Origin of the sequence: Pseudomonas sp. LPH60, from assembly GCF_030718165.1 — a bacterium.
Lineage (GTDB): Bacteria > Pseudomonadota > Gammaproteobacteria > Pseudomonadales > Pseudomonadaceae > Aquipseudomonas > Aquipseudomonas danubii.
The window spans coordinates 1-1,539 of record NZ_JAVAJH010000028.1 but is presented as its reverse complement, the minus strand read 5'-3'; the positions used below and the strand labels follow the sequence as shown (position 1 = coordinate 1,539).

At 53.5% G+C, this 1,539-nt stretch carries 2 protein-coding genes; both read right to left on the bottom strand.

Annotated elements, in window-relative coordinates:
* Positions 1 to 1,167: DUF2875 family protein (locus Q8O96_RS31080; protein ID WP_305950128.1), on the bottom strand; the 1,167-nt coding region annotated here is incomplete at its 3' end.
* Positions 1,167 to 1,539 (bottom strand): DUF3274 domain-containing protein (locus Q8O96_RS31075; protein ID WP_305950127.1); only part of this gene is annotated, 373 nt, incomplete at its 5' end. The genes Q8O96_RS31075 and Q8O96_RS31080, both read right to left, overlap by 1 nt.

Genomic DNA, 1,539 nt, shown 5'->3' with positions numbered 1-1,539 from the left:
CGTGCTGTTCAGGCCGCCGTCGTAGAACACCCGAGCCGGTGCTGGTGCAACGGCATCAGTGGCTTTTTTCCAGCCAGCGGCCAGTTGCGTGGTCAAGGCTTCGCGCTTGAGGCGTTCGCCATTGTCCGGGCGCTGTAGGGAAACCGTGACCGGGCGATGAATCCTGGCCAGCACTGGCAAGGCGTCCCATTGTTCAAAAGCGCGCTCGGTCCAGGGTTGCGGGATGAACTCAGAAGGTTGGAACTCGACGGGAGGTTTACGCCAGCCCCAACCGGTGAATTCAGGATCGATCTTGTTCTGGTTGACCTTGGTGAAGGGGGCGTAATAGCGCAGCCATTCGACACGTTCGGGGCGGCCGACGACCAGGGCGACCATGGCGTCGGTTAACTTGTCGGGCTGGCGTGGGCCGGCGACAGCCCCGAGCGACTTTAAAGAAGTGTCCCTGCTTGATAGAGCGCCAGCCATATTGATGCCATCGAGGTTGTAAACCAGAACAGCCGGTAGATCAGGATTACGCTCAAATAACTGGAATAGACTCTCCACCAAACCTTCGGGGGTGTCATTGCAGACAATGCCATCCTTCACATTACGGATACGATGCCAATGCAACCCAGCATCAGTACGGTAATCGTTCACTGTGGTAGTCAACATCTCTCTGGTCTCGTCTGGAGTGAAACGCAGGTTTGGTGTTTTAGGGCTCCAATCTCGCACGACTGTGATGGTGGGGATTGGCCATTTCTCCATAAAGTCTCGCAACCCCAGTTCCAATGCATCGGCAATGCGTTTGTTCCATGCCATGTTTTTATCATCAGAAGTCTGGGGATATTTCTTCGGATCTGTAGGCAGAACACTGCCTACATGCAGTGACTCCATCTGTTTTGTACTTTGCTCCTGTAAAGCCTGCCAGGTTTGTCCTTGCCGAAATACGTCCAGACTCATGCCAATACTGAGGACATCTAAAGTTTGCAGGCGAGGTGACATAACGGGAGCGCGATAACGAGTATCTACGGACATAAAGGCAGCCTCCTTGGCAGGGACATAGGCAGAAATAGGTGTAGCTGGACTGGAAAAACAGCGAGTAATTGCAAATGACCGTTCCGCTGCCTGCACCATGTAACTGCTCAACAGCACGCCGGTAATGGACAAGTACGAGAATATGCGGCGCATCAGATTTTCCCTCCATTACGGATGGGCTTTCCGCGTTGACGCTCACTCCAGGTCTGAGAGGCCACCAAAGAGGGCATTATGTCCCCCACAAGAGTTGGTAGAGCCCCACTTGTGCGATAGACCACCGTAGAGTCGATCAGCTCGCGATTTTTGGGCTCTTCTGCCCGATAAAGCTCTCTCACCGTTTCATCGGGCTGATCAAAACCATCTTCATTATCTTGGCCATTTATTTCTGCATGAGTTCTCTTCCAACTAAGTCGCCAATCCGCCACCCGACACAAATACGCATAGAACGTCACATCATCCACACTCTCCCCTGCCCCAATCGCCACGTCATAGGCCAGGACTCGTCGACTGTGCTCCGGGTTGTTA